Consider the following 22,973-nt stretch of genomic DNA (forward strand, 5'->3'; position numbering starts at 1 on the left):
TTCTTTTTCCTTTTAAACATACTTATCTATAAGCTCCTTAATAAAGTTATTTCTCTTTTTAGAGTTTAGTTCATAATAATAATCATGAATATCTCTTTTAAGTTTAGAAAAACGTTCTTTATTAAATTCTTTAGGATTAAATGAAGTCTGTGTTTTTTTCTCATACCAACTCAAATAGACTTCTTGTTGATCTAAACTTTTCATTTTTTTAAAAAAATTCTTCAATGCACTCATACCATTATCTTTGGCTCTAATACAATCGAGAACATTTTGAGCTTCTTTTTTTCTATCTTCATATTTACTATGGAGTTTAAACACATTTACATTACCCTCTTGATGTTTTTTTTGGCTGTGTATATCTTCATGTATTTCCTGTAATGACCCCAACATTTGTTTTCTAATTTTGGATCCCTTTGCAACATTAATTTGCATATCTATATTGGACACATAACTACCTTTTAAAATAGGAATAAAAGTTAAATCTCTATTAAAACCTCTTATATATGGGTTCAAGTGATATTCATCTGTGAATTGTATTTTTCCTTTATTTCCTGGGCCATTACACATACTATCACTTGGTATGAGATTAAAGAAAGAACAAGCTAACAAAGGATGTTCACTTTTACTAAAGAAATGATCTAATTCATGAGAAGTGGCAATTTGAGTGCCTTCTTGAGTTGATCTAAATTTAACTTCAGTTAAGTTACAATATGGGCAATAGTCAACAAAATTATTACTTCTAAAAAAAGATTTAATTTCGGAATTAATACTATTATTCTCATAATCAAAAACATACTTTAGAATTTGTAAGTCTTCAGTAGTGCTAATATTATAGTAGGTTAATATATCAGTATTGGTTTTACTCAAGTCTGACGCTTCACAAACTAATATATCTTTTAGTAAATCATTTTTATTAGATAATATATCGTTTAAAAATAAAAAAAGACCTGTAAAACTTACGTTAGTTAGATCAGAGCTATTGGTTTTAAGATAATTTTGGACTGTATTTAAGTAATTACGCTCTTCAAACTTTTTAATTTTATTTTTTATACTTGGAGAAAGTTTATTAACAATACCTTTGGTGATATATTTATATTTTTTATGATCACTAATGGTTATGTTTATAGAACTACCATTCAAATGTTTTAAGGAAATACGCAGTAATCTTGCTCTTTCTTGAATAAGATCTTTTAACAACTTAAAATAATCACCTTTTATTTTTTCTTTATTTGAAATTTCAATTTTGATCATTTTTTTGCTTTATATATTGTAATATACTTTCTTTTAAAAAAGAATCACCTATCAACTCAATAAGTTTATTATGGCTTTTATCATTTAAACCATCATTAATGTCGCCAATTAATTCTAGTATTTTCTTTTCTGCAAACTTTCCAACTAAAGTTTTCATAAAAAAACTATCCGCTAAGAGTTCATGAATATTCGCTCCAAAAGTTAATTGTTCATTTTCTATGATCTTTCCACCATCTAATTTTAAAACATTTTGATGTGGTATGTCAGATAATATAAAAGGAGAATGTGTTGCAAAAAGAATATTAATTCCTTTAATATAATTTCTATTAAGTTCATTCATTTTTTCTATATAATCTAGCATATCATTTATAAAAGCTCTTTGCATTTCTGGGTGAAAATATTGCTCTATTTCATCAAAAAGTATATTGACATACTTGTATTTTAATAACTTTCCTTTAGAATCATTATCGTTATTGTTAAAAACAGAATTCAAGTTAATTAAATGATAAACTATAGAACTAATGGTATAAATTTTCTGCTTTTCTCCTGAGCTCATTTTTTCAAACAAACTACCATTTTCCAATTCTATTTTAACATCAAATATTGAAGGAGGTAAAAACTCTATTACTGTAAATTTTTTACCTTTTTCATTTTCAGAGTGGATAATATCATTTATTCTTTTTGATAAACTACTTATCTCTTCATCAAACTCAATTTCAGAATACCATTTTATGTGATCATGTCTTATAAAGTTTATAGCTTGTTTTAATTTAAATGTAATATGACTTTTATCTTTAATTAACTCTTCTATCAATTTATCTCTATCAACAACTTTATCTCCTTTTATAAAAACCTTATAACGTTTGTAAACTTTACATATCCTAATAATTTTATTTTGGATATAGTAATGCATCGCTACAAAAACACGTTTATTGAGTTTTGGTAGGCTATCTCCTGTATATTTCTCATATAACTTTTTAGCTATATCTTCTATATCAGTTATTGAGTTTAATTCATGATTCTTTCTATATCTTTCAAATTTGTCATCATTAAATTTTAACCTTAGTGTAACCGCTTTCTTTTCTGGTGTTAAATTCCTTAAAGTCTCCTTAGAGCTATCGTCAACTGGTTCTAATAAGTTTGAAAGTAATCTTTGTTTAACTAAACTTTTTTCTTTATTAACATCAATATTCCCATTTGTTCTCATAGGATTTATAACAATAGGAGTTTGGTAACTATCATTTTTATGAAATAAATCATTTAACCACACTCCTTCTTCTAGAGAATTTAAACCATAATGAGAATAGGATACAGCAACAGTATAAAAAAAGTGTTCAGAGAGGTTTTCAACGTTTTTTATTTCAAAATGTTCTTCTTTCTTCTTTTCAATCGGAAATTCAGGAATAATTCTTATCGAAACAAATTTATCCTCCTCTTCATGAATACCTACCTTAAACATATAAAACTTATTATCTAACTGATAAAAAATTTCAAGATCTAAAGAATTTATAATTCTTTTAGTGTTTTCAATCCATTCTATATATTCATCATATTGTTCCCAATAATAATTTTGTTCATAAGCAGAATCACTAATTTCTTTATATTTTTCTATCTGTTTTTTTAAAAAATCATATTGAGGTAAAAATTCCAAGTTATTTGCATCAAATGCATCCAAATGTTCTTTAATTCTGTCAATTAACTCTTCTATTTCTGTGAAATTATCAAATTTTGTTAGTAAATTATTTAACTTTTCACCATGTCTAATTGATTTTTTTTTTAATTCTACTAATTTTTCATTTATTGAATTAAAGTTATACTCCAATAATTCTTTTCCAACTGACAAAAGATAAACAGATATATAAAACAATTCTAAAAGAGTACTTTTACCACTTCCATTTTTACCTACTACTGCTGATATGTTAATATCTATATTTTTTCTGTTGTAAAATTCTTGAGGTATAGATGGAGTATATTTTATAAAAGCTACTTCTTCGTTACTATCTTTAACTTTATTCCTTTTATTATTATAATAGTCGTATTCAGAATAAAACTTATAAAAACTATTTTTTTCTAAAACTTTAAAAAAGTTAATATAATCCTTACCATGAAATTCTTTACTCAGGTTTTTCTTAGTTCTAATTCCTAACAACTTAAATCCACTCACACCTTACTATTTTACTATTATAAACTCTTCTGTTAACCCCTTAAAAGAAGTATTGGAATCACTTACTTTTCCATACAAAAAGTTATAATTCGGAGCACTTTTAGTGCTACCCCCACCAATAGACAAGCCTAAACTTTTCACAAGTTGAGTATCATACTTTTCTAATATTATAATTGTTCCTGTTGGTATATGTTTTAAAGTACTACCAATTTCAAACGGAGGATGTTTTTTCATGTTCATATAATTTTTTAAGTTAGTTTTGTTTCTAAGTCACAAGCTTTTCATTTAATTAAATTATTTTCCCAAAGTGCTAGCACGACATCCATTTGGGAATTGTGTTTTTTTTTACCTAAAGCTAATCTTTCTCTTACTTTATTCCATAGTTCTTTTTTAAATAAGTTTGGATTTTCTTTTAGTATTTCAATAGCTGCTATCGCATATTTTTTATTAAGGTTTTCATTTTTACTTTTAAGGTAAACTCCTGCCTTTATTCCTTTAACTAAACCTGCTTCACATAATCCTAAAAAAGCATTTCTAGGGCAAGCTTTTTGTCTTGAGCTTTCAGATGAAAAATATTTAGACACCACTTGTTCCCAAGAGTCAACAGGATTTTCATCTATTTCTGAAGCTTGTTTTGCTACTGAACCATATTTATTATAATTATTCATTTAATTGAAGCCTCTTCTTTTAAAATGGTAAATCTCCTTCAGTAGCCTCTTTATATTGTCTCCTATCCAATGCTTTACAATTATTAATTATATATATTTTTAATATTTTTTTTGCTCTGTTAAAAGCTCCTTCATCTCTTAAATCACTGTTTGTAATTTCGAAAGATTCAAAAAAAGCAAATAAATTTTTCCATCCTTCTTTATAAAATATATTAAACAGGTCTTTATTTTCTGGATTCTCTTTTAACTGTTCTAAAGTTTCTGAACTAGAAAAAATTTGAGCAATACTAAATAAGGGTTCAAAACCATTAAAGACATCAAGTTCATCATTTGTTTTAATAGTTCTTAAAGAATCAAAAAGGCTAGAATTAAAATAATCTGAGAACCTATTTTCAATATCCTTTCTTATTAATTTATTGGCTTCAGGACTAAAAAGTATTTTTTTATCAAAAATTATAGCCTCAATGTATAATACATAGACTGAATATATACTATTACATTCCTCTTTTGTTTCTACTAAAAGAGATAACTTATTTAAATATAATTCTTTTAAATCTTTTTCAAAAGGCAAGTCTTCATAAGTAACTAGATTATTATATAAGCCACTATCTTTTCTTTTTTTATTCAAGTTTATATCACTAAATAAATAATCTAACCCCCCTTTAAAATTAGATTGCTTTATAACTTCAATTACATCCTCTTTAATATTAGTTTTATTTCCTTCATAAAGTTCATTAAATACTTTATTTATAAATTGGATGATTTTTTGAGCATCTTTAAAATCTATTCTTTCTAATATAGTTTGTAGTGTCTTCAGTATATCTCTGAACTTTTCCTTCGAATCAATAGTCATAAACACATCAAAAATGAAATATTTAATTTCACTAACTAAATGATACCTTCCATCTAAAGATATTTTTTCTGACAATTCTTTAACAAAAGAATGCAACCTATTTTCACTTAATGATTCTTGAAGATCTGAGATAGATATAATATTATTTAATACATTGTTTTGTATATATATACTTGTGTAATATATTTTCGAGATAGTGTTATAGTATTTCTTATAATAACCTACGGGCTTTTTTCCAAAAAGCCTACACAAAACACCATGTATTATTTTAACATCTTCGTTGTTGTAATAGCTGAAAATTATTTTTAACTCATCAAAACTCTTATTATAAATATAAACATTATGTAAATTGACATCACTTAAAACAATAGTTCTTTCATTTGCAAAATCTATGTATTCCCTCGACAGGAAATCATTTATTTTATATAAAACTTTCGTATTTACATCCCTATACTTATAGGTAAGAAGTCTTAATAGTATATATTCACTAATAATAACATCCGCTTTTCCTTCTAAATTTTTATCTTCTATGAATGAAGCATAAAATTTAAATTCATTTATAAACCGTTTAACATCCCTATACGTTGGTAAAAAAGATTGATAATTAAAATTATAACTTTCTTCACAATTATTGGTGTTGATCTCGTCGCCCTCATTAGAAGATGAAGATACAATTGGCTCTATGGTAATTTCTCCTTGGACTGTATCATTTTCTATTGAAAGTTGTTCCTTTAATTGTTGAAATAAGTTTTTAAAAGTATAATTGAAAATATTTACATCTCTTTGCTCTTCTGTATTTGGAAAAGTTTTATCAACTATTCTAAGTAATTCGTCATCTATTAACCTTGAATCAAAAGGAAGCAAATTAATTTCAACATTAAAAACCTTGTCTAAATAATTATTTTTTGTGGCATTTATTTTTTCAATCACATACTCCCTATCGTATCCACTTATAAAAATAACATTATTAAAATCTGATAGGGTTCTAATTAATTTTAATGTATTTAAAATCTCTTCAGTTTCTAATCGATCTAAATCATCTAATAAGATTATTATTTGTTTATCTATTCTTTTAATTTCATTATTAATATTTTCATAGAATCCTTCTAAACTTTTATCATCAAACAAGATGCTTTTACCTATATCAGCTATTTTTTCTAAATCAGACCCTGATAAACTTAAAATAGAAGACACATACTTATCTATAGTGCCAGAAATCTCACCAGAGAAAGCGGTTAAATGTTTTTTGAGTTCCTCAAAAAAGTTTTCAATAACGGAATCAGACCCTTTATTTTTCCAAATACGATACCAAAAAATAATTTCGTCTGGGTTTTCTTCTTCATATTTTTTTTTAAATCTATGTAAAAAACTTGTTTTACCATAGCCCCAAACAGCATTTAGTCCAATACTAAAAGCTTCCTTTGGCTTAAATCCTTTTATTTCTTTTAATAATTTTTGAAGATGTATTTCATTATCTATTTCTCCATCATTAAAAACATTGTCTTCTATAAAAAAGTTATCTTTTACAACATTTTTTTGCTTGTTAATTCTTGCTTCTTTCTTCCATACTAACAAGAAGTTTAAGTAATGTAATATTATTATAACTATAATAATATCAGCAAAAGCAATTGGACTAAAAACTTTGTAAAAAAAGACATCTTGATCAAAAACAAATCTGTATAAGATAAAAGAAACTGTAATAAATGAGATTAAAAATGTTAACCACTTATTGTGAATATAACGTTTAGAAATTAACACTACGTAAATGGCTATTAATAAAATAGAAAAGATAAAATAACCCGTAATAAACGTATTAGATTTATAATCTATACTGTTACCTATACTTATTAATAAAACACCTATTTGATTAAAAAAGACTAATACAAGACACATTAGCACAATAAACATTATTAATGGTTTAGTGTTCATTTTAATAAATTTCATTACTTATACTTTTTGTTTTCTGTTTATCACTTAGCTTTTCCTTAGAAACAGCTCTTATTTATTCTCTTTTTTTATACATCCATTTTGATTAAACAACACCTAAAAGCCTCACAATATGCTCAATATATTTATTAAATATTTCAGGAATAATTATTTTATTTATAAATCCCTTTTAATATTGGGCTTGCCATACTAGTTTTACCGTACGATTCTTTCCCTGTTTTATGGCAATAATTTTCTGGGTAATCATAATTACCATAAACATCCCACATACGGTAAGCACTTAAAGAAAATGGCTTATCTGGATTAAAAGGTATTTCTCTACCTGTTCTTATACAGTAACCTACTTCTTCTTTATAATCATTTGTTGTTTTTGAAAATTGTAACTCTTTATCAACTTCAATTGTTTCTTTTAAATTCTCATTAGAGTTTATATTTTCTTCTGAGACCTTTTCTTTTTTAACTTCTCTAGTAGGTTTAATGTTAAACTTCTTTTCTATAACAGATTCAACCTCTAAATCAAAACTATCGAGAATTCTTTTTTCATAATTTTCGTTGTTTGCAAAGAAATCTTCTGAAATATCATATATAATTTTAGAATCTTGATACTTTTTACCTAAACCTAAAAGCCCCTTAGAATATTGCGGTTTTTTCAGATAAATAACATCTGACTTTACATACATCAATTCATCTGTAAATGCTTCTGTTTCTCGAAAAAGCTTATCTGTACTTATAAGACTATCTGTAAAATGTACTCCATATTCTACGTTATTTATCATAGAATAATCATATAAATTTAAAGAGGTTATTAATCCCTCATTTTCATTGCAATAATGTTTTGCGTGTAAGTCTTTATTATAAAGAATAGTTATATTTTTAAATTCAGTAAAGTACTTAAAGTCTTCTTTACTTATACTACGATTACGACTATTCTCATTTTTACCAAATAATAGGTAAAATTTTATATCGTGATGCGTTTTTACTTTTTCTAGTATGTTTTTTACATAATCATCTAACTTAATAAATGGCGATATTATAACAATGTACTTTTTTGCGTTCCAGATTATATCTGTTAGTTTATCTTCTAATTCTTTTCCTGTTAAAAATTTACTCATTTTTCTTTTATCTTTTCAGGGTTTAACTATAAATTCTTCTCTATTTTAAAACCATTATCAATCTCTGCTATTGAAATTTGAAAACTTGAACTTTTCATTTCTTTTACACATTGTATTAATGAATATTTTGCAATATTTGAATTTGCTTTATCAATGTTATCTTTAACCTTTTCTCCCGACTTCCAAGTACTTTTAAAAGCCAAAACATATACTATATCCTTCTCTTTAAATTTTGAAAAAAAACTTTGTTTACTTTCAATTTTTGGTCTTGTTTCTTCTTTTTGATTATAACTATCAATAACTTGATTTATAAATTTAAAATCACCTGAGTCTAAAGAATTTTTTAATCTTTTTGCTGAAATTATTATTTGATTTGACAAATCCCTCATTTTAGCATCAAAACCTGACTTTACATGTACTAAGTAAATTTTCTCATCAGCTTCAATCATCACATCACATAATTCAATATTATCTCCCAAACATTTATCAAAAACCCAATAATTAAGGCGATTGGAATATTGTAAATTGTATTTTCCCTCGGAGACATCTTCATTCCAAGTTTCTTCTAAAAAATTCTTTTCTAAACAATATTCGTCTAAGTAATTTTCACATAATTCATTAACTCTTTCTTTAAAATCACTTTTTACTTTATACCAATTAGCATCTATCTGAAAAATTGGCTGCTTATTGAATTCTAATTCACATGTGATATACTTAAAAAAAGGTGCTTTAATAACTCTACCTGACTTATAACACAATACTAATAACCTCCACATCGAATTATTAAAATCTTCTTGACCTACTTGTTCTCCTAAATCATCATAAATATACTTCAATCCAGTTTTAAAAATTTCACTCCTATCATTAACTTCAATTCCTTTATGATCTCCCTTCCATTTAATCACATATTTATCACTTTCATAAAAGTCTTTTATTTTAGATGGATGCACAAAATCTATGTCAAATTTTTTCACTCTTTTTCTATCTGAACCAAATTCATAAACCATTACATCCCTTAATTCTTTCATTAAAACCTTAGGGTATTCATCATCTTCAAACTTTTTATCAGTTACTTGAACAAATGAAGTTAAATAAAGCCTCTCTCTTTCTTTTAAGATCTCATCAATTCTAATAAACAGCTTATGTAACTCATAAAAATTAATTCTTTGTTTTATAAAGAAAGAAGAACTTATTTCTAGTTTAACATTTCTATCATCAAAGTCTATAAATTCAAAAAAACTATCCTTAATATAGTCTGTTAAGCTTAAAACAATGTTTGTTGGAACGCTATCAAACTCTAACGTATCACTTAACCTTTGACCTTCCTTATAAATTAAGTTACTTTGATTTAATGTACCTGATATACCTCTATAAGTTATAGAAATAATTTCCTCGCTATTCTCTTCCGTTAATCGTTCAAATAATTCAATCCCAAACCTATCATTTAAGTATGGTTTCACTACTCTTGTTCCTCCTCCCCCAATAATAGCAAAAACACTATTATCAACATGTGCAAAAAGTACAAATGAAATTTTATCTACTTTAAAGTCTAAGTTTTCTTTTAGTTCTTTAGGTAAAAAATCAAACCAAAAAGATTCCTTTTCATCTTCTCTATACAGATATCTGTAATAATTTACACCTTCAATACTTATCGGTTTAATGTTAATTACTTCTTCTCCTATTTTTTCTCTATGAAGCTTAATTATTGTTTGAATTTTATCATTAACAGATGATAAGTTTCTTAATTTATGATGCCATAAATCTAGCTGGTATATTTTTATTGTAAACTGACTTTCAGACTTTAAACGCAATTTTGTACTTAATGACTCAATTTCTTTTTCCATTTTTTTATTTTTTAATAGACATTTCTTCTTTCAAAAAATTATTAAGTTGCCTTATAGCAATCAGGTTAACTATTCTCTACAATTTTTATTTCTTCTTCAGTTAAACCGTACAACTCATACACCATAGCATCAATTGCTGCGTCGGTTTGCGTTATTTGCGTTTGTAGCTCTTGCGCTTTTTGTTTGTTCTCTTCAAATAGGTCTAACCATTCAAACTCATCTTTTTTGGTTAAGGTTGGCACTTCTTCTAAACCATCTTTAACACGTAGTTTGTTATTGGCTTTTATGGCTTTGTTTAATTCTTTTATAAAGTCTCCAAATTCTAATTCATACCAATTTTGCAGTTTTTTAGAGAGTTTTTCTAATTGAAAAGTTTGCTTTAGATATTTAATAAATTTTATATTAAAACTTCCTAATTCACTTGATAAAGCTATAATGATTTCAGATTTTAAATCAAAGTTTTTTTGCTCCTCAGTATTACCTATTCTCACAGGTAACTTTTTCAAATTAACAGTTTTAACTTGTGCAAAAGTTCTTCCCCCTTCATTAACTAAGAAATTGTATATAAAATTCATCAATTTGGAATTTTCTATACATAAAAGAAATCTTAAACTGCATTTATCAGAAATTAATGTTTGACAATGTGTAGAATCTAAGGAATAAATTTGACTTTCATCATAAGCTACAATCAAACTACTACTGGTCTGTCTATTAATTAATTTAGGGGATGTCTCAAAAATCTCTTCATTAGTATTACTCCACAATAAATCCTTATCAAATAAAACATAATTATCATTAAAATTATAACTATATTTTTGTACATCAGCTCCTCTAATAATCTTTTTGTATCGTTCATCAACCTTTGTACTAGAAATATACTTTTTATTATCGCCTGTTATTATCCCTTGATAAAACTTTACCAAATCACCTAATAATTCAGATTTTTTATAACACTTTTTTATAATAGAAATACTATCTACATTTGTTAAAAATTTCCCTTGTGATATTTCAATATCATTGTTGTAATCTATTGTTCTAACACTGTAGTCATCTAATAAAAACTCCTCTTCCGAGTTGACTTCAATAACTCTAGACAACCTATTTTCTTTTTCTTTTTTCAGAGTAAAAACTAAGCACCCTCCTGTATTAGCATCCTCAAATGGCTCGTAAGTTAAATTTACAAATTCAATGATACTAAATTTGTCTCTAATAAATTCCCTAATATTTTTAAATGTAGAGTTAAACATTATAGAGTTAGGTATAATAAAAGAAAAAGAAGCTTTTTCCTTAAGAAGAGAAAATGATTGACCTATGAATAGAGAGAAAAGATTTCCTTTATATTCAACCAAATCACCAAACTTATTTTCATAAAACTTCATTTCCTCTTGATTGGTAGAATTTGTTTTCTTTCCTAGTTTATTAGTAACATAAGGTGGATTTCCAATAATGACATCAAAACCTCCTTTTGCGAAAACTTGCGGAAATTGCTCTTGCCAATTAAAAGCTTTGTCACCCGAAACAGTTTTACTATCTATTAAAGAGTTACCGCACTTAATATTGCTACTTAAATCGTTTAACTTGCGTCGTGGTTGTGCGGTACGCAACCACAAGGATAGTTTCGCAATTTCTACAGATTCTTCATTCAAGTCAACCCCGTAAATATTGTTTTCTAAAATGGTATTTTCAATATCAGGAAACTGAAACCCTCCACCTAACACTTTTGTTTTAAGCTCATCTATATAATTATGCTCAGCAATTAAAAAGTTTAAAGCTTGGTTTAAAAACGCACCTGAACCACAAGCAGGGTCGCAAATAGTAAGTTGCAATAACCAATCTCGGTAGGCGTCTAAAATACCAACTAACTTTTCAATCGTTGCTTTTTGTCGCTTTTTACGTCCTTTAAAATATTCTTCTTCTTTAAAACCTAATTCGGTTTTCTTTTCTTCACACAGTTTACCTACTGTATTTTCTACTATGTATTTGGTAATGTATTTTGGAGTGTAAAAAACACCATCTTTTTTACGTTTACTTTTTTGTTTGTCAAAATCTCCTCCTTCAATTTCAGCATTAACACTTTCAATCTCATTTAACGAATTTTCAAAAATATGCCCTAGAATATTAACATCTACCTGACTTTCAAAATCGTAGGATGCTAATTTGCAGGTATGCTTATATAAGAGTTCATTATCTATTTCAAGTGCATCAAGTATTGTATCAGGTTTAAACAACCCTCCATTATAGGCATATATTTCTGCCCTACTTTTAGTTCCTACCCTACCTTGATCTAAAAAATTAAAATATTGCTTAAACAAATCATACAACGGTCTTTCATCTCCAAAATCTACATCATTTTTCCACTTGCCTAGGATTTGCTGTGTACTATTAGGAGGTAATAACGCACGATCTTCCGCAAAAAAGATAAATAAATACCTATCTATTAATTTTTGCGACTTCTTAAACAACGTAAGTTTTACATTTTTCTCTAAACGTAGTAATTCTTTTTGCTCTTCTTCTGTTGCTTCTTGCGTTTGCGTTGCAGTTATACGCAATTGCGCTTCGTTTTTTAATTGCCTTGCATTACGTTTTACTAAATCTCTATATAACTCTCGTTTAAATAGCGAGTAGTCTTTGTAAAATTGTTTGGTAATTTTTTCTTCTTCAACTACCGATGCTTCTTTTATTGCTAGTGGTACGTTATTAAGAATATTATCTTTTTGCAAGCATAAATACAACAACGCAAATTGGTCTTGCGTTAGTGCAAACAAGTTAAACTCTTCAAACTCGGTTACGTCATTTATATAGAAACGTAATTTTTCAAAGTTTGAAGTTATTACATAAACGCATCCTTTTTGATTGGTTTTATAATCAAAAGCTTGTTTACGAATACTTTCTAAATCTTTTGTATTTGTACCTTTTAGTTCTATAACTCCAATTGCAGTTTCATTGCTTAAAATAGCTCCATCTGCTTTACGTGCATTGTTTTGATTTTTATACTCTGCAACCAAATTATAATTTGCATTAGGCTTTAATGTGTAGTCTAATACATTTACGAATAATTCAGTTAAAAAAAGACCTTGATATTCTTCTTCTTTAGAACTACGTATATTATCTTGAATAGTAGGATTAAGAAAGTACTTTGTATATTTTTTATAGGCTTTATTTAGTGCATCACTATCTTGTAATTTTAAATAGTGTTTAAGTACTGACGGTTGATATAATGCCATTAATAGCTATTTTTTTTATTAGCTATAAAATTACTTTAAAAAAAATAATATGCAATTATTATTAATATTTAGTAATCCTGATGTAGCATTGCTTTCTTACACAGAATAAAACCCTTAATTTTTTTTGAAAGAGCAAAACGCAATTAGCAAAGAAGTATAACTAAAAGCTTACAATACGGCACAAAGAAACCAACTATGAATTTGATAGTTGGTTTTTGCATAAATAACGCAAAACGCAACAATACACTTAAAAAAAAGAAACAAACAGTTAAATTTTCGTTGTTGTGTTGAACAACTCCAATAAACCACCGTAAAATAAGGGCTTATAAGCTCAACAAAAAATCAACAGTTAGTCAACATGCGCTTTTTACATTTTGTGTTGACTAACTGTTGAACTCTTGTTACCCTCTGAATGTTGCTATCTTACTCACGAATGGGTCGCTTCGTCAACAGTCAACGAGCTATCTATGAAATCATTTTTTAAAAACTTATAGTGTCTTCCTTTTATTGTTTCAAAATCGACAATTGTTTTTTGTGAAGTGCTAAGGGAGAAATAGTATTTTTTATAACTTCCATTAAAAGGTTTTAATTTATAATCGTCTTTCAAACTTTTTGAAACTTTAAAGCTAGTGGTTCTTAATCCTTTACTTAACTTTTCAACTAAATCTTTTGCGGCGTAACACAAAACATCAACTTCAAACGCAATGAAGTCATCTGTTATAATTTCTTTGATTTCTTGACTTAAATATGTTTTGTTTCCTTTTACAAGTTTATCTAACGCAGGTGTATAAATCTGCTGTTTTGTAAACCACATTCGAGTCATTCTTTCAGAAACTATTTTTCTACTATTTAAAAAGTATAGAAAATACGGAATTTCACTTTTTAACTTCTCCAACATATCTACATCTTCAACTTGAAAAGAGTTTACTTTAATTACCCAATAACGAATTTCGTTTTCATCTATTTGAATAAAATTTTCTTCATTATTAGAACACAATATAAACTTACCAAAGAAATTAGTTTCTACTTTGTCTTTTCCTTTAGATTCTATCTTATATGTACCCGCAGTAGAAAGGTTTTTAATCCGTTCACTATCTTCTCTTCTATCTAAAAGAACTTCATCGACCGAAATAATTAATTTAGATGCCCAGTCGCTATTAAATCGACTTCTAAAATCCTCATTTTTATTAATAGTCATGTTTCCTTGAAATATAAGTTTCAACCATTTTAAGAAAGAAGTTTTTCCTGTGTTCCGAGAATTACTAACCAAACATAGTATAGGTAAAATTTGCGTTGGAATTTGCCATAATATTGTAAGGTAATCTAAACCTAACTCATATTGTTCTCCAAAAATATGTTTCAAAAACTCCTTTGTTTTATCAAACTTACCTTCAACCAATTTATGTTCTAACTTTTCATATTGATTGTAAAAAGAATTTATTTCTTGCTTATAGTTCTGATGATCTGGTATAGTAATAAAGCCATCATACTTCTTGATTGATTGTAAAAAGTCTTTGCCTTTATCAGTAATTATTTCTCCTTTCGACCATTTAAGCAATGTTCTAGTTGCGTCTCCACTATAAAGCGGTACACTACAAATCTTGTAATAATCTGTACCTATTCTAACATAATCCATAACAACCTATAGTTTAAAGTTTAACACTACCCTATTAGGACTTACATCATGTTTCCAGTCAAAAAAAATAGTTGCTCCTGTTAATGACTTATCTTTTTTAAAATTAGAATCAATTTCTTGTTCTAAAAGTTGCCATTTAAACCTTGGATTATTAGTTGTTAATTCTTTAATCCTATCCAGCTCATTGGTATAAAAATCTAAATGTTTGTTTAAAAGAAAATCAGTCGCTCTATTAATTTTTAATTTATACATTTCAGATTGGAGGTTATCCGCAATAAAAATCAAGTTGTTTTTAAAAACTTCGCTTTGTGTGTTTAAATCTTCCATCTTATCTGCGATACTTTAAAGATTTAACTTCCTTTAATGTACCTTCTAAAGCTTCAAGATTTATAACAATCCTTCTTCCAATTTTTGAAGCATCAATCACACCTTTTTTAATATAGTTTCTTATTGTAAGCTCTGTAACGTTCAACCTTTTTGCAGCTTCTTTTACTGTTACATTTTCTTTTTTAGGATTTAACTTACTGTTGATTAACTCTTCTAGTGGGTTAATTCTTGATGATACTGCTGTATCAATTATACCTATAAGTTCTTCTGGTGTTGTTACTATTATACTACTTTTCATAATATGCTTTTTTTATTTTAATTAATATTTAAAAACACATCATATTCAGTAATTACTAATATCCATGGATGAATATTTATGTTTTATTACCGCAAAGATTAGTGGTTTAATTATAAAACATATTAACTCAATGGTAGTTTAGTGCCATTAAAAAAAACTTAAAAAACTGATCTACAACAACATAAAATAAAAAATACCGTAAAATAAACAGTATTTTAATGGTTATTATAACGCATTTTATACATTTTAAGACTTCTTTTAAAGTCATTAATATTTTTCACATCTTTTATTTTCGTTAAAATATCATCAATCATTTTACCTTTATCATTATCTGATTTATTAGAAGTAAGTACTCCACTTAGAAAATAATTATACTTAGTATTATTGGTTTTCGCATTATTAACATCATCTTCAATCAAACATCCCGATGTTAAGGACAGTATTCTAAAGTATTGAGTACTTTTATTTTCACAATCTTCTTTAACAAATCGATGCATTAAAACATGTAAAAGAATCATTTTTTCATTTTGTGTTAAATCATAACTTGCCCCTTCAATTTCTTTTTTAGGTTTTTTAAGATTTTGTAGACTATGTAATTCTCTTTTTGTTTTCACAACACTTAAAAAATCTCCAATCTTTTTTGACTTAAATTTTTTTGCTAATTCACTATTATTTTCTTTTACAAAAATGGTATAACGACGAATAGCTTCCCATTTTGAAAATAAGTCTATAAACTTAGAGTAATTAACCGATTCGCTTTCTTTTTTTATTTGCCTTAAAAACTCTTCTCTTACTTCATCATTAATCAAAGAAACTGAAACATTAGAAGTATAATTTGCAGTAAACCAATTTAGATGATTATGACATTTATCAAATACTTCTTGATTAAGGTCTATTGATTTTTCTATTTTGCTTTTTTCATCCCCTAGAGAATTAACAATCATTAATTCTACTTTTCTAAATGAGTAGTTTGTATCATAACAACTTTCAAACTTTTCTTTAGCATGACTACATATCTCTTCAAATTTTTCATTAAATGAGTCAACAAATTTTTCTCCGTAATTCATTATTAAGCTATTTTTTAAAATTCTATATCAAAAGTTTCATTTACAGCATCTTTTACATCTTCATTTGATACTTGGTAATATTGATTTAGTGTTTTCATATCATTATGACCTGATATTTCAGCAATAAGTTTATCACTTTTTCCATTTCTTTTCATCATGGTAATAAATGTTCTTCTAGCTGTGTGAGAACTTATTCTTTTGTTAAAAGGTATCGTTTCTCGTATTACTTCTTTACCTCTAGTAGAGGTTTTCACAACATCATGAGTATAACCTGCTTCTTCAAAAACATCTTTTATGTAATCATTGTATTTCTGATTAGCAATTATTGGTAAAGTATAATCGTACTTATCTAAAACATGTAAGGCAATACTACTCAAAGGAATCTCTCTACTTTTTTTGCCTGAACCTTTTTCTTCTTTAAGTAATAAAGTTTTTCCTTCAATAATGTTTTTAGAAACAAACTTTAATTCACCGAACCTCATACCAGTGACACAAGAAAAGATAAAAACATCTTTCACTCGTTCTAATTTCTTAGAAGGCATTTCAGATTTTAACAGAATCTCTAAATCTTCTTTTCTAAGAGCTATTTGGTTTGTAATAACTTTAGGTTTTTTCTTAAAATTTATAAAATCTGCTTTATAGGTATGACCGTTTTTCAAAGCCCAAAAAAGAAAAGTTTTAACCAACCCTACATTTCTAGTAAACGTATTATTTATATGCCCTCTGTTTACCATACAAAAATCGGTAAACTCAGTATAAAATTTTTGGTTAATAGTATCAAATGTAATTTTGTACTTTTTTGTTTTTTCAAAATCTTCTAGTAAAGCTTTTATGTTATTATATCTTTTTATCGTTGCTTTAGACCATTCTTGATTTTTTTGCTTAAAAGACATGAACTCATCATAGGCTTCATAAAATTTATTTTTTCCAGCAGTAACTCTTTTAAATTCTTTATCGAATTCTTGCCTAATTTTTTCTACTGTTAACTCTTGATTTGTATTCTTATAAGTTTCAGTAATGAGCAAAAACAAATTAGAATATCTATCTAATTGTCTTTTTATAGTTCTATGACTATCTGCTTGCGAAGTTCTTCCTGTTAAATTATTAGGTAATCTATTTTTAAAATCCCATTCCTTGGGATGAATAGATTCTCCTGTTGAATAAACAAACCTTTTTCCCTCTTTTTTAAAATAGGCTTTTAGATAAATTAAGGTTAGTCCATCTTTATTTTTATCCTTAAGGTTAAATGTACATGTCATAGCGAATGGGTGTCAATTTAGGTGTCAATAAAGGTAATATTCTCTATATAAACCACCATAAAAATAATTATAAAAATTTAACAAACCCAACGTTTTCAGCAGATACAGCAAGGGATGAGATATACTAAGGCAAAAAAAGGTCTATTCTCGGCGTCTCCACAAAAAAAACCTTACAAGTCTGGTTTTGTAAGGGATTTTTTTATTATTAAAGCTCATTTCTACGCTAAATTAACATGCGTATCCTTATATTTTTTTAACGTTTACTTCCTTATACAAAATAAATTATTGAGTATTTTTACGAACTGATTCTTTAATTGATTAAAGAACTTAATGTTTTTTAAAAGAAGATATTCTAAAACTAAAAAACAAAATCAACCTAATTTTTATTATTCAAATTATATTATGAAAAAAACAAGTCTTTTTTTAATTGCTTTTTTAATCTTACTACCTGCTTCATTGTTCGCTAATGAAGGAATGTGGTTTTTAATGCATATTAAGCGTTTAAACGAACGTGATATGCAAAAAATGGGACTTCAACTAACCGCTGAAGAAATTTACAGTATCAATAATCAAAGTCTCAAAGACGCTATCGTTCAATTCAACGGTGGTTGTACAGCTAGTATTATTTCTGATAATGGATTAGTACTTACAAATCACCACTGTGGTTATGACGCCATTGCAGAATTATCTTCTGAAGAGCAAAATCACCTTAAAAATGGGTACTGGGCTAAAACATTAAAAGACGAGCTTAAACCAGAAAGTCTTTTTGTAAGATTCTTTGTGAGAATGGATGACGTTTCTAAACGTATTTTATCTAAAGTAAACGATTCTATGACAGAAAAAGAACGTGAAGCTGCTATTAACAAAGAAATTGCAAAAATAGAACAAGAAAACAACGAAGGTGGTAAATACACTGTTTCTGTACGTTCTTTTTTCCAAGGTAATGAATATTACTATTTTGTATACGAAGATTATAAAGATGTACGATTAGTAGGTACACCTTCTGATAAAGTTGGTAAATACGGTGGAGACACTGATAACTGGGAATGGCCACGTCACACAGGAGACTTTTCTTTATTTAGAGTATATGCAGATGCAGAAGGAAACCCTGCAGAGTATTCTGAAAACAACGTGCCATTGAAAGCAAAATATCACTTACCTGTTAACATTAAAGGGGTAAAAGAAAATGATTTTGCTATGATTTTAGGATACCCTGGTAGAACAAACCGTTGGATGCCTGCAGAAGGAATCGAACAAAACGTAAATTACGCATATCCTGCTTGGGTAGAAGGATCTAAACTTAGCATGGATGTAATGAAAAAATACATGGATAAAGATGCATCTATCAATTTAATGTATGCATCTCAATATGCTAGAATTGCCAACTATTGGAAAAACAGACAAGGTATGATTGATGCTTTAACAGCTCATAAAACTGCCGAGGCTAAACGTAACGTAGAAAAGAAATTTGACAAATGGGCTAACAAAAAGTCTAACAAAGTAATTTACGGAGATGTTGTTACTAACATCAATAATTACTACAACTTAACCAACAACAAAGCAAAGCATGACAATTACTTAATGTTATTATTACGTTCTAGTAAATTTGCAGTTTTACCATATCAAATAGGTAAAGGATTTGAGTCTTATATTAATGCTAATGAAGCTGCTCGTAAGAATTTAATGCCTCGATTGAATGCTTTTATAGAAAGTAACTACACAAATTATCATTTACCTTTAGAAAAAGAAATTTTAACTGAGCAACTAAAGTTATATTCAGCTAAAGCAAATTACGAATTACCAGAGATTGTAGCTAAAATTGCTAAGGATGGTAATTTTAACGACTACGTAAATTCTATTTTTGAATTAAGTATTTTTACATCTAAAGAGCGTGCTACGGCTTTCTTAAAATATCCTAATAAAGAATTGTTAGCTAACGATCCTTTATATATCTTATCTTCTCAATTACTAGATAAGTATAGAGAGCAACCTGAAAACTTAGTACAACCATTAAACGATTATCAAAAATCATTTAGACTATTAGTAGATGGTTTACGTAAGTCTGGTCTAAGCAACATTAAATATCCAGATGCTAACTCTACTTTACGTTTAACTTACGGAAAAGTAAGAGCTTTACCTAAAGATTCTAGAAACGACGCTAGCATTAACAACTACACAACGTTAAAAGGAATGGTTAAAAAATATAAGCCAAACGATAGCGAGTTTGATTTATCTAAAGATATGTTAGATATCTATGAGAAAAAAGATTACGGAAGATATGCTAACAGTAAAGGTGAATTACCTGTAAACTTCTTATCTGATAATGATATTACCGGTGGAAACTCTGGTTCTCCAGTATTAAACGGAAAAGGTGAATTAATCGGGCTAGCATTTGATGGTAATATTGAAGCGATGGCTGGTGATGTTATTTTTGACAAAAACCTACAACGAACTATTAATGTAGACATTAGATATGTACTTTGGTTAATTGATAAGTATGCTGGTGCTAAACGTATTGTAGATGAACTTACTATTGTGAAATAAAGTATAACACTGACACGAACTAAAAAAACGTAGCTACTTCTTTAGCTACGTTTTTCTTTTTTAGATAATTCATGATTTTTTTTACACATAAGATATTTCTTTTAATAAACGTTTTATAAAAAAATCATATTTAAAATATTTACTAATTAATATAACTAACCTTAAAAACTTATAGTTTCTCCATCATCAGGTACATATACTTTTTTAGACAAATCTAAATTTAAAACTTCTGCTCTCAATTCTTCACGCCTTGTAGGGCAATGATTTACTGCCTCCATATGATTGGCGATGACTTTACCTGGTGCATTTTTAGCAAATTTTAAAATATCATCCATAGTCATTAATAAAGGTTTAAAAATATCAAACTGAGCCGATCCTGCTGCAACAACACTAATCTCTGGTTTATAGTCTCTAAATACTTTATCTACTGCATCTGTATAAATAGTATCACTACTTAAATAAATTGATGGCTGATGAGGTAATTGTATAAAAAATCCCGTAACGTTACCTGCTGGTTTGGCTACAAAACCATAACCATGTTTTGCCGGAATTCCTTCTATACTACCATCTAAAAATTCAGATTTAGTCCAATATTCAATAGTTTTTACAATGTTTAAACCTTTCTTTGAAAATGTTTTTTCATCTTTTACACTACAAAACACAGGGATATTCTTCTCTTTTAAGAAATCTTCTGCAGGTTTGTCAATATGATCTGGATGGTTGTGCGTTATAACACAATGCGTAATTTTATCTAAAAAGGTTTTACTAATTTCTGGTAATTCTACAATAGGATTTTTAACAGGTTTGAACCTAAAAAATGTAAATGGAGGCAAAGATCCTTTTGAGCCTAACATAGGATCTATTAAAATAAAATGACTATTAGCTTCAATAACCATTGTGGCATTTCTAAAGTGATGAATTTTCATAATGCTTAAATGTTTTTGCAAAGGTTACAAACGTATTACACTTAAGCATTGATTCAAATCAAGAAATGCGTTTTCGAATACGACTTAAAGTTTCTGGTGTAACATTTAGGTAAGATGCAATGTGGTATTGTGGAATATTGTCTAGCCAGTTAGGTCTATAAATAATTAGCTCTTTGTATAGTTCATCTGCTGTTTTAGTAATACGATTATATTCAAAAAGTTCTTTTTGTTTCAATAATCGTTGAAACGAAATTTCTATAAACGATTTTCCGCATTCGTAATTATCCAACAGCTTTCTAAAGGCACTTTTTTCAACAGATAATAGTTCTACTTCTGTTATGCATTCTTGGTTTTTGTTAGTAGAGATATTATTAATAAACGAACTTAAGTCTGTGATAAATTGTGGTTCGGCGTAAAAATTAATGTTGGTCTCCTTGTCTGGTGTAGCATAATACTCTCGCACCACACCAGAATTAAGAAACCTTAAATAATTTTCAGTGGTATTTGCAGCAAGAAGCATTTCGCCTTTAGCTACTTTTTCAACTTTAAATAAACCGAATAATTCTTTTAAACCTTCTTGATTCAGAGGGTATTCGGTGTTAAAAAATGCTTGTATTTGACTTAGTTCTGATTGCAAATCATTCTTATATTTTGATATGATCCTGATCTTTAAATTTTTCATAAAGACTAGGATAATTTGATTTAAATGTTTCCTTTATAAATTCCAAAGGTACATCATCAAAATGACCATAATCTTCTATATAGGTCATAAATTTATGGTCGTCTTTATTGTATTCTTGCAACACTGCATCTTCGACACCATTAAAATCTAAAACATCAACATTGTAAATGGCACACAGTTCTTTATTAAACGCAGGCGAACATTTAACCCATTTATCATTATAAAATACATCTACCAAACCATGAGGAGCTAATTCATTAGTTCCAATCACTTTTTCTAAGCGTTCTGTAGCAATATGGTTGGATACTTTGGCTAAATGTAATCTTGCTGGAATATTGAAGGCACGTAAACAAGCAATGTATAAAATAGCTTTATCAATACAATGTCCATCTGGCTTTTTTGCTATATTACTAGCTTTAAAGTGCTCTTTAGTTAAACCAATATTAAAAGGTAAATAACGCCAACCATCTCTAACCTTTAGATATAATTGCTCTATAATATCTTGTTGAGAGGTAAAATGCTTAACGTCTTTTATAACATCTTCAATAACTGAACTATTATAATCGAAATAATAGGTTTTTTCGGTGTATTTCATATTACAAATTTATAACATTTCGCCTCTTGCAGGATAATCTGAAGACACAATATAATCTACAGCTTTTACAAATGAAGGTAAATAAGGTCTTCCCCAAGGATTACTATTCATAGCAGAATAATAGATTTGATTGTTATTGTCTATTAAAAAAAGTCCTGGTTCACTAAATGTGTTTGGTTCACCATCTTTTATACCTTTGCTTAAATATAACCCCCAGTTTTTAGCAGTTTCTAAATCTAAGTTATACCCTAATTTTAATTCTGATAGTTCCCATTTTTGACGTGATAAGCGTGCTCTAGACTCAGAATCCATACTTACAGCAATAACGTTAACGCCTCTTTCTTTAAATTCTGGTAATAACTCTTCTAATTGTTGTAAATATTTTTTGCACAATGGGCAATGTAAACCTCTATAAAAAACCACTAAAGTGAAATTTTCTGGTTGCTGATTGTTAATCTGCCATTCGTTACCATCTAATACTGGAAAAGTTAAATTTGGTGCTGTGTGCTCTGGTGTTGGTCTATTCATTTTATATATGTATTAGTTATGATTTATTAAACGTGAAAACTCTTAATA

18 protein-coding genes are annotated in these 22,973 nt (G+C 27.6%); 1 reads left to right on the plus strand and 17 read right to left on the minus strand.

The features are described from left to right. Nucleotides 1-12 precede the first annotated feature (12 nt). The 13 genes from AC3VJB_RS08370 to AC3VJB_RS08430 form a co-directional block, all read right to left on the minus strand. Nucleotides 13-1,251, minus strand: coding sequence for a hypothetical protein (locus AC3VJB_RS08370; RefSeq protein ID WP_497667023.1), 1,239 nt, complete (start codon nt 1,249-1,251; stop codon nt 13-15). After that, nucleotides 1,238-3,415 (minus strand): AAA family ATPase, encoded by a 2,178-nt coding sequence (locus AC3VJB_RS08375; RefSeq protein ID WP_497667024.1) that lies wholly within the window; start codon nt 3,413-3,415, stop codon nt 1,238-1,240. Before AC3VJB_RS08375 ends, AC3VJB_RS08370 begins: the two co-directional genes overlap by 14 nt. Nucleotides 3,416-3,421: 6 nt before the next feature. Continuing rightward, nucleotides 3,422-3,649: a hypothetical protein gene (locus AC3VJB_RS08380; RefSeq protein WP_497667025.1), complete on the minus strand. Its 228-nt coding sequence runs from the start codon at nt 3,647-3,649 to the stop codon at nt 3,422-3,424. 47 nt (nt 3,650-3,696) lie between these two features. After that, the gene (locus tag AC3VJB_RS08385; protein ID WP_497667026.1) at nt 3,697-4,083 is read right to left on the minus strand and encodes a DUF6979 family protein; all 387 of its coding nucleotides are present in this window, start codon (nt 4,081-4,083) and stop codon (nt 3,697-3,699) included. Between the two features lie 19 nt (nt 4,084-4,102). Next, nucleotides 4,103-6,880: a KAP family P-loop NTPase fold protein gene (locus AC3VJB_RS08390; RefSeq protein WP_497667027.1), complete on the minus strand. Its 2,778-nt coding sequence runs from the start codon at nt 6,878-6,880 to the stop codon at nt 4,103-4,105. Between the two features lie 155 nt (nt 6,881-7,035). Then, nucleotides 7,036-7,995 carry a phospholipase D family protein gene (locus AC3VJB_RS08395; protein ID WP_497667028.1) on the minus strand — a complete coding sequence of 320 codons (960 nt, stop codon included), beginning with the start codon at nt 7,993-7,995 and terminating at the stop codon, nt 7,036-7,038. 26 nt (nt 7,996-8,021) lie between these two features. Then, nucleotides 8,022-9,839, minus strand: coding sequence for a DUF6119 family protein (locus AC3VJB_RS08400; protein ID WP_497667029.1), 1,818 nt, complete (start codon nt 9,837-9,839; stop codon nt 8,022-8,024). A 65-nt stretch (nt 9,840-9,904) separates the two neighbouring features. Further along, a complete protein-coding gene (locus tag AC3VJB_RS08405; protein ID WP_497667030.1) occupies nt 9,905-13,063 on the minus strand; it encodes an Eco57I restriction-modification methylase domain-containing protein in 3,159 nt (1,052 codons plus the stop codon). A 427-nt stretch (nt 13,064-13,490) separates the two neighbouring features. After that, a complete protein-coding gene (locus AC3VJB_RS08410) occupies nt 13,491-14,699 on the minus strand; it encodes a primase-helicase family protein (RefSeq protein WP_497667031.1) in 1,209 nt (402 codons plus the stop codon). A gap of 6 nt (nt 14,700-14,705) precedes the next feature. Further along, the gene (locus AC3VJB_RS08415; protein WP_497667032.1) at nt 14,706-15,026 is read right to left on the minus strand and encodes a hypothetical protein; all 321 of its coding nucleotides are present in this window, start codon (nt 15,024-15,026) and stop codon (nt 14,706-14,708) included. Nucleotide 15,027: 1 nt separating this feature from the next. Further along, nucleotides 15,028-15,324, minus strand: coding sequence for a helix-turn-helix domain-containing protein (locus tag AC3VJB_RS08420; protein ID WP_497667033.1), 297 nt, complete (start codon nt 15,322-15,324; stop codon nt 15,028-15,030). Nucleotides 15,325-15,539: 215 nt separating this feature from the next. Further along, complete coding sequence (locus AC3VJB_RS08425; RefSeq protein ID WP_497667034.1) at nt 15,540-16,391, minus strand: hypothetical protein; 852 nt, start codon at nt 16,389-16,391, stop codon at nt 15,540-15,542. Nucleotides 16,392-16,405: 14 nt separating this feature from the next. Then, nucleotides 16,406-17,650, minus strand: a complete 1,245-nt coding sequence (locus AC3VJB_RS08430) for a tyrosine-type recombinase/integrase (RefSeq protein WP_497667035.1) — start codon at nt 17,648-17,650, stop codon at nt 16,406-16,408. A gap of 402 nt (nt 17,651-18,052) precedes the next feature. On the opposite strand from AC3VJB_RS08430, the gene AC3VJB_RS08435 reads away from it, so the two are divergent. Then, the gene (locus tag AC3VJB_RS08435; RefSeq protein ID WP_437822972.1) at nt 18,053-20,194 is read left to right on the plus strand and encodes a S46 family peptidase; all 2,142 of its coding nucleotides are present in this window, start codon (nt 18,053-18,055) and stop codon (nt 20,192-20,194) included. 161 nt (nt 20,195-20,355) lie between these two features. On the opposite strand, the gene AC3VJB_RS08440 is transcribed toward AC3VJB_RS08435, so the two are convergent. Genes AC3VJB_RS08440 through AC3VJB_RS08455 form a run of 4 tightly spaced genes read right to left on the minus strand, consistent with a single transcriptional unit; the run spans nt 20,356 to nt 22,925 of the window. Beyond that, nucleotides 20,356-21,120 (minus strand): MBL fold metallo-hydrolase, encoded by a 765-nt coding sequence (locus tag AC3VJB_RS08440; protein ID WP_437822974.1) that lies wholly within the window; start codon nt 21,118-21,120, stop codon nt 20,356-20,358. A 58-nt stretch (nt 21,121-21,178) separates the two neighbouring features. Further along, nucleotides 21,179-21,757: a Crp/Fnr family transcriptional regulator gene (locus tag AC3VJB_RS08445; RefSeq protein ID WP_073182651.1), complete on the minus strand. Its 579-nt coding sequence runs from the start codon at nt 21,755-21,757 to the stop codon at nt 21,179-21,181. A gap of 7 nt (nt 21,758-21,764) precedes the next feature. Further along, nucleotides 21,765-22,397, minus strand: coding sequence for a transglutaminase-like domain-containing protein (locus AC3VJB_RS08450; protein WP_073181530.1), 633 nt, complete (start codon nt 22,395-22,397; stop codon nt 21,765-21,767). Between the two features lie 9 nt (nt 22,398-22,406). Continuing rightward, nucleotides 22,407-22,925, minus strand: a complete 519-nt coding sequence (locus AC3VJB_RS08455) for a peroxiredoxin-like family protein (RefSeq protein ID WP_437822977.1) — start codon at nt 22,923-22,925, stop codon at nt 22,407-22,409. Between the last annotated feature and the right edge of the window lie 48 nt (nt 22,926-22,973).

Source organism: Tenacibaculum sp. TB-53, from assembly GCF_059716285.2.

Bases quoted from the DNA above. Each gene is read 5' to 3' on its own strand.
- AC3VJB_RS08370 (WP_497667023.1), bottom strand. From the start codon at position 1,251: ATGATCAAAATTGAAATTTCAAATAAAGAAAAAATAAAAGGTGATTAT.
- AC3VJB_RS08380 (WP_497667025.1), bottom strand. From the start codon at position 3,649: ATGAAAAAACATCCTCCGTTTGAAATTGGTAGTACTTTAAAACATATA.
- AC3VJB_RS08385 (WP_497667026.1), bottom strand. From the start codon at position 4,083: ATGAATAATTATAATAAATATGGTTCAGTAGCAAAACAAGCTTCAGAA.
- AC3VJB_RS08390 (WP_497667027.1), bottom strand. From the start codon at position 6,880: ATGAAATTTATTAAAATGAACACTAAACCATTAATAATGTTTATTGTG.
- AC3VJB_RS08395 (WP_497667028.1), bottom strand. From the start codon at position 7,995: ATGAGTAAATTTTTAACAGGAAAAGAATTAGAAGATAAACTAACAGAT.
- AC3VJB_RS08400 (WP_497667029.1), bottom strand. From the start codon at position 9,839: ATGGAAAAAGAAATTGAGTCATTAAGTACAAAATTGCGTTTAAAGTCT.
- AC3VJB_RS08405 (WP_497667030.1), bottom strand. From the start codon at position 13,063: ATGGCATTATATCAACCGTCAGTACTTAAACACTATTTAAAATTACAA.
- AC3VJB_RS08410 (WP_497667031.1), bottom strand. From the start codon at position 14,699: ATGGATTATGTTAGAATAGGTACAGATTATTACAAGATTTGTAGTGTA.
- AC3VJB_RS08415 (WP_497667032.1), bottom strand. From the start codon at position 15,026: ATGGAAGATTTAAACACACAAAGCGAAGTTTTTAAAAACAACTTGATT.
- AC3VJB_RS08420 (WP_497667033.1), bottom strand. From the start codon at position 15,324: ATGAAAAGTAGTATAATAGTAACAACACCAGAAGAACTTATAGGTATA.
- AC3VJB_RS08425 (WP_497667034.1), bottom strand. From the start codon at position 16,391: ATGAATTACGGAGAAAAATTTGTTGACTCATTTAATGAAAAATTTGAA.
- AC3VJB_RS08430 (WP_497667035.1), bottom strand. From the start codon at position 17,650: ATGACATGTACATTTAACCTTAAGGATAAAAATAAAGATGGACTAACC.
- AC3VJB_RS08435 (WP_437822972.1), top strand. From the start codon at position 18,053: ATGAAAAAAACAAGTCTTTTTTTAATTGCTTTTTTAATCTTACTACCT.
- AC3VJB_RS08440 (WP_437822974.1), bottom strand. From the start codon at position 21,120: ATGAAAATTCATCACTTTAGAAATGCCACAATGGTTATTGAAGCTAAT.
- AC3VJB_RS08450 (WP_073181530.1), bottom strand. From the start codon at position 22,397: ATGAAATACACCGAAAAAACCTATTATTTCGATTATAATAGTTCAGTT.
- AC3VJB_RS08455 (WP_437822977.1), bottom strand. From the start codon at position 22,925: ATGAATAGACCAACACCAGAGCACACAGCACCAAATTTAACTTTTCCA.